Origin of the sequence: Methylibium sp., from assembly GCF_013817365.1 — a bacterium.
Taxonomy (GTDB): domain Bacteria; phylum Pseudomonadota; class Gammaproteobacteria; order Burkholderiales; family Burkholderiaceae_C; genus Methylibium.
Genome location: NZ_JACDCU010000288.1, coordinates 1 through 5,480 on the forward strand (window position 1 = coordinate 1; position 5,480 = coordinate 5,480).

4 protein-coding genes are annotated in these 5,480 nt (G+C 70.2%); 1 reads left to right on the top strand and 3 read right to left on the bottom strand.

Going from position 1 to position 5,480, the window contains the following annotated elements; all coding sequences use genetic code 11:
• Positions 1–387 precede the first annotated feature (387 nt).
• The 3 genes from H0W38_RS15730 to H0W38_RS15740 form a co-directional block, all read right to left on the bottom strand.
• A complete protein-coding gene (locus tag H0W38_RS15730) occupies positions 388–2,067 on the bottom strand; it encodes a formylmethanofuran dehydrogenase subunit A (protein WP_292455770.1) in 1,680 nt (559 codons plus the stop codon).
• The gene (locus tag H0W38_RS15735; protein ID WP_292455772.1) at positions 2,064–3,362 is read right to left on the bottom strand and encodes a formylmethanofuran dehydrogenase; all 1,299 of its coding nucleotides are present in this window, start codon (positions 3,360–3,362) and stop codon (positions 2,064–2,066) included. The genes H0W38_RS15730 and H0W38_RS15735 overlap by 4 nt, the downstream gene beginning before the upstream one ends.
• A gap of 94 nt (positions 3,363–3,456) precedes the next feature.
• The gene (locus H0W38_RS15740; protein WP_292455774.1) at positions 3,457–4,257 is read right to left on the bottom strand and encodes a HisA/HisF-related TIM barrel protein; all 801 of its coding nucleotides are present in this window, start codon (positions 4,255–4,257) and stop codon (positions 3,457–3,459) included.
• Positions 4,258–4,445: 188 nt separating this feature from the next.
• On the opposite strand from H0W38_RS15740, the gene H0W38_RS15745 reads away from it, so the two are divergent.
• The gene (locus H0W38_RS15745; RefSeq protein WP_292455776.1) at positions 4,446–5,375 is read left to right on the top strand and encodes an ATP-grasp domain-containing protein; all 930 of its coding nucleotides are present in this window, start codon (positions 4,446–4,448) and stop codon (positions 5,373–5,375) included.
• The last annotated feature ends 105 nt before the right edge of the window (positions 5,376–5,480 follow it).

The following is a 5,480-nucleotide window of genomic DNA, read 5'->3' on the forward strand; positions in this document are numbered from 1 at the left end:
CCGATTCGTTGCAGGCTCGAAGCCTGCATCGAATCGTTTTCCTCTCCATAGACAACGAGCGCTGTTTGGCAAAGCCGGGGGCGGGCGGCGGGCGCAGCGACTGTGTGGCGGCGAGCAGCACAGGGTTTGCGGGCAGCGCGCGCAGCGCGCTTCGTAGACTGACTCGTCGCAGTTGTCTGAGCGCAGTGAGCGCAGCGAACGAAGCGAGTTCTGCGACGGCCCGCAAGCCCGAGCAGCACAGCGTAGTCGCTGCGCAGCAGCGACCGCCGCACTGAAGCGAAGCCTGCCGCCCGCCCCCGGCTTTGCCCACGCCCAACCACCGCAAAGCAACAGCAACGCGCGCCGAAGAAGATCAGCAACTGCCACAAAACAGAAGGTCGTTTCATTTCAGTGCACCGGAGCGAAGCACTCCGCCGGCAGCAGCCGCCCGCCGTTCGTGCAGCGGCACAGCTCGTCGTGGCCGAGGGTGGCGTGGCGGTAGGCGACGCTCAGGTGCTGGTCGCTGTACTGCTGCAGCGTCTTCTCAATGCCGCGGTCGAAGGCCGGCTGCACGAAGTGCGTGCCGCCGGTCGGCGTGGCGGTGATGATGCCCGCGCGCGAGACGCACACGCCGTCCTTGAACACGTGATCCGGCGCGGTGAACATCGTCTCAGGATTCGTGTCGGTCCGGTAGACCGCGATGTCGGCCGCCGCGCCCGCAGCGAGGTGACCGCGGTCCTTCAGGCCGAGCAGCCGGGCGGGGCCGGCGCGCGTCATGATGGCGATCTCGTTCAGGCTGAGTTCGCGCTTGATCGAGGCGAGTTGCGACTGTGCCGCCACGTCCGGATGCAGCCGCGCGAGCTGTTCGTCGCGAAAGCTCTTGTCCATGAGCAGGCGGATCAGGTGCGGGTAGCTGGTGAAGGGCGCGCCGTTCGGGTGGTCGGTGGTGAGCACCACACGCCACGGGTCGTCCACGAGCAGGAAGATCTCCAGCCCAATGACCCACTGCAGCGCATTGACGAAGCTCTGCTCGCGGTACTTGAAGGGCACCACGCCGCAGCCGGCGTCGCACTCGATGTCGGCGCCGACCCACTTGCGCGGGTGCGCAAAGCCGTGCTGCGCATGCTGGCGCATCGAGTCGCCCGAGGCGGTGACGGTCTGGCCGAACATGATCTGGCCGACGTCGATGCTGATGTTCTTGTTGGCGTTCACGGCCTCGATGAGTTGCTGCGCCGCCGACGAGAACTTCTTCGGCCCTTCGGTGCCGTAGGCATGGAACTGGATGTGCGTGAGGTGGGCGCGCTGGCCCTCGAGCGCGTCGATGGTGGCCAGGGTCGACTCGATATTGCCGGCCACGCCGAGGTTGCTGCCGTGGATGTGCAGCGGGTGCGGCAGGCCCAGCTCGTCGATCGCGCGCGCCAGCGTGTGCACCACCTTGCGCGGCGTGATGCGCCAGTGCACGTGGTCCTCGTCGACGTCGAGCTTGCGCTGGTTGAACTTGAAGGCCGAGATGCCGCCCGGGTTCACCACCTTCACGCCCATCGCCTTGGCGGCGTTCACCGTCCAGCCGACGTAGTCGCGCACCAGTTCGAAGTCGCGCTCCTCGGCGAGCATCTGCAGGAACAGCTCGTCGTTGCCGAGCATCACGTAGGCGCCGTGGTCGAGGATGGGCACGTCGCCCATTTCCATGTGCGCGTGGCGTGCATTGGCCAGCAGCATGGCCGGCTCGAAGGCCGAGGTGTAGCCCATCTCGGCGTAGCGGTAGCCGGTGGCCAGCGTGCCCGGCGCGCAGTGGCCGCAGGAGGCCAGCTCCAGCGGGTTGCTCGGCAGGGGGATCGGCTCGCGGTTCAGGCGGTGGTCTTCGGGCAGCAGCATGCGCGCGAGGTTGACCTTGCCGCCGCCGATGTGGCTGTGCAGGTCGATGCCGCCGGCCATGACGACGCAGCCGCTGGCATCGATCTCCTCAGCCACCGCCTCCTGCGCATGCAGATCAACGATGCGGCCGTCGCGTACGCCGATGTCACGCACGGCGTCCTCGCCATGCTGCGGGTCGATGACGCGGCCTCCCTTGATGCGCAAGGTGCTCATGCAGTGGCTCCGGATTTCAGTGCGGCGACACGTGCCGTGAGCCGCGCCAGCACTTGCGGCAGGCTTGGCAGCGGATCGACGCGCAGCGGCTCCAGCGGCAGCGCGACGACGCCGTCGGTGCGAAACAGATGGCCGGTGCTGCCAATGCCAGGCGTAGCGACCGGGATGAACATCGCGCCGTCGGGCACCGTGCTCTCCGGGTGACCGAGCACCACGCAGGGCAGCCCGCTTGCCGGGGCCGCTGGCTCGGGCCCGAAGGACGAGATCCACAACAGCGCATCGACGCTGCCGTCTTCGATCAGCCGCGCCGCATCGAAGCGCTCCGGTTCGTGCTCCAGGCCCAGCGGGCCGGCGCGGCTGCGCAGCGGCACGCCCGACAGCCAGGTGAAGGTCTGGTTGACCGCGAGCATGCCGTCGTTGCCGCCCAGCGGCAGCGCGGCGGCGCGGGTGTGGCGGTTGAGCGTGCCGATGAGCTGGTGGTTGAGCGCTTCGGCCGCCAGCGCGCCGTGCAGCGGCAGCTCGGCCAGCTCCCAGATGAAGACGACATAGCGCGCAGCACGCAGCCGTTCGGCCAGCGCGACCAGCGTCGGCGAAGCGACCGGCAGCTTGCGCTCGGCCACCAGCGCGGCCAGCGTCGAGAGCGTCTCGAACAGGTCGCCTTCGAGCGGCACGGCATGCTGGACGATGCCCGGGCGGCCTTCGAGGACCGGATCGGTGTCGGTGCCCAAAAAGACCACGTCGCGCTCGGCGACCAGCGGCTCACCGACGCCGCAGCGGCGCCAGATTTCGGGGAAAGCCTCGCGCGGCGAGCTGCCCACGCACACGATCAAGTCGGCGCGGTTGCGCACTTCGGCCAGGGTGGTGGTGAAGCTGCCGCGATCCTGCAGAGAACGCAGGTTGTGCAGCAGCGAAGGGCCGCCAGCGGGGTCGCAGATGGCGCCCGTAGCACAGGCCAGCGGGTAAAGCGCGCGCGCGCCGATCACATCGGTCGCCAGGCCGCCGAACAGCGGCTGTCGGCTGGCGGCGAGGATCTGCGCGGCGCGCTCGATGGCGGCGTCGAGCGGGGCCGGCCGGCCATCGATCTGCGGTTGCGCGTTCGAAGCGCCGGTGCCGAAGTGACTCAGGCCCCGGAGGGCGCGCGGGCAATCGCTGCCGCGCAGCGCCAGCCGATCGCCCTCGGCCTCGATGGCGAAGCCGTCGCACAGCAGCGAGCAGAAAGGGCAGGTCCAGGGAGCGGGGCCGACGCTCGCGGACGCTGCGGCGGAAGTGGCGGTGGTGGCGGGAACGGCGCTCATGCGTCAGGGTTCAGGCAAGGCATCGGCCATTGTGGTTCGGTTTGCGGCGCGGGTTCGGCACAGGGAAGCAGGATGGGCTGAGGACAGACTGTGGTCAGGGTGCTCGCCGACGCGACAGTCTGTGCCGAGCAGCTTCGCTGGTGGCATGCGGCAAGGCTTTCGAAAGCGGGGTGTAGTGACGCGGCTCACGGTCGACGGCCGGCACCACACCGATCCGCCCATCATGCAACGCCGAAGCCACCAGCCAGGCCTTCGCGCCGGCCTGCGCCGCCGCCGACAAGTCGGCCTCGCCCCGAATCCCGCCGGCGCCGATCAGCGTGGCTTCGGGCGCTCGCGCGCGCACGGCCGCCAGCGTGGCGAGGTCGGGTCCGGCATCGGCGCCCACGCGGTCGAGCGTCATGACGATCACGCGCTGCGGCCAGAGCGCCGGCGCGTCCCACAGACCCGCCGGGTCGAGCACGGCGGGGCCGCGCCGGTCGAGCGAGAGCAGCGCGTCGGGCGCCAGTGCGAGGCAGCGCGACAGCTCGGCCTTCGAGGCGATCGACTCGCTGGCCAGCACCGGCGCCACGCGCGATGAGGCGGTGCCGAGCGCGGCGAACAAGGCTTCGAGCGCATCGCGGCCGGCGAGGCCGATATCGAGCCACAAGTTCAGCGTCGGCCGGGCCCGCAGCAGGCCCGCAAGCACGGCGACCTGCACCGGGCGGCCCTGCAACGCGTCGAGGTCGGCGACATAGAGCAGGTCGGTGGCACAGTGTTCGCATAGCCGATCGGCCACCGCGAGCGGCTCGGCACTGCCGGCGAGCGCCGACACGATGGGTCGGTACTGCGCACGGTCGCCGCGCACGCCGCGTACCACCTGGCCGTGCAACAGATCGATCACCGGGACGATGTTCATCAATGGTTCAACGGCTTCTCGTTTGCGAGTATCTCAGCGGTGGCGGAGGGGTCGGGCCGGCTCGGCATGCTCGCGCGCAAGCCGATGCTGAGTCAGCCAACGCGATCAGCTTCACGACCGGCCCCGCGATCGCTGCGCGTGCGCCGGCCGGCCATGCAATCGCTGCGGGCGTACCGCCCGGCTCCGCGATGGTTGTGCCCGCACAGACCGATGATCTCGACCTGCTGGCTCAGGGACTGGCGATGCGCGACGCGATGGTGTCAGACGTGGCCGCGCTGCCGGGCATCGAGCTGGCCTGCGTGCAAGGCCCGGGCGTGCCGCGTGCCGCTGCGGGACGCGTCGTCGAGCTGCTGCTGGGCGAATCACTGCTGGCCTTCGTTCGCCGCGAAGCCGTTCGCTTCGACCGCGTCTGGGTCGTCGCGCCCGAGAGCGACGGCTGCCTGCTGGCGCTGGCGCAGGCCGTCGACGCGCGGCGCTGGATGGGCTGCCTGCCGGCCGCCATCCGCCTGTGCAGCAGCAAGCGCGACACGCTTGCGCATCTGGCCGCACGGGACATCGCCACGCCGATGGCGTTCGACGCGCAAGCGACGCGTTGGGTCGTCAAACCGGACGATGGCGCCGGCTCCGTGCACACGCGAGTGCATGCCACGCAGGAGGCAGCCCAGGCCGACCTTGCCGAGCGCACCGCACAAGGCCGGGCCGCCACTCTGGAGCCCTGGGTGGAGGGCGAGGCCCTCAGCGTCTCGCTGCTCATCGGCGGGCGCAACGGCGACCGTTTTGCAGCCGAACTGCTGAGCGTGAACCGACAGCGCATCGCGTTCGATTCGAGCGGCATGCTGGCCTACCGCGGCGTGGACATCCTCGCCATCGGCCCCGCTCACGTCCGCCACGCCGCACTGGGCGCCACGGCCGCCGCTGTGGCGCACGCGGTGCCTGGCCTGCGCGGCTTCATCGGCATCGACCTGGTGTGGCACGAGCGATGCGGGCCGGTGGTGATCGAGATCAACCCGCGTCTCACCTGCGCCTATGCCGGCCTTTCCGCGGCACTCGGCCGCAACCTCGCGGGCGAGATGCTGGCACTGCACGACGAAGAGGCGAGGGCGCATGCGCGAGCCTGAGCACGTTATCGGCTGGGACATCGGCGGCGCGCACGTCAAGGCGAGCTGGGTGGAGCAGGGCGCCACGGGCCCGGTGCTGCGCGACGCGGCTGAGTGGGCCTGCCC

What these genes read in the sequence shown, in the direction of transcription:
- H0W38_RS15745 (WP_292455776.1), top strand. Translation starts at nt 4,446, where the DNA reads ATGGTTGTGCCCGCACAGACCGATGATCTCGACCTGCTGGCTCAGGGA.
- H0W38_RS15730 (WP_292455770.1), bottom strand. Translation starts at nt 2,067, where the DNA reads ATGAGCACCTTGCGCATCAAGGGAGGCCGCGTCATCGACCCGCAGCAT.
- H0W38_RS15735 (WP_292455772.1), bottom strand. Translation starts at nt 3,362, where the DNA reads ATGAGCGCCGTTCCCGCCACCACCGCCACTTCCGCCGCAGCGTCCGCG.
- H0W38_RS15740 (WP_292455774.1), bottom strand. Translation starts at nt 4,257, where the DNA reads ATGAACATCGTCCCGGTGATCGATCTGTTGCACGGCCAGGTGGTACGC.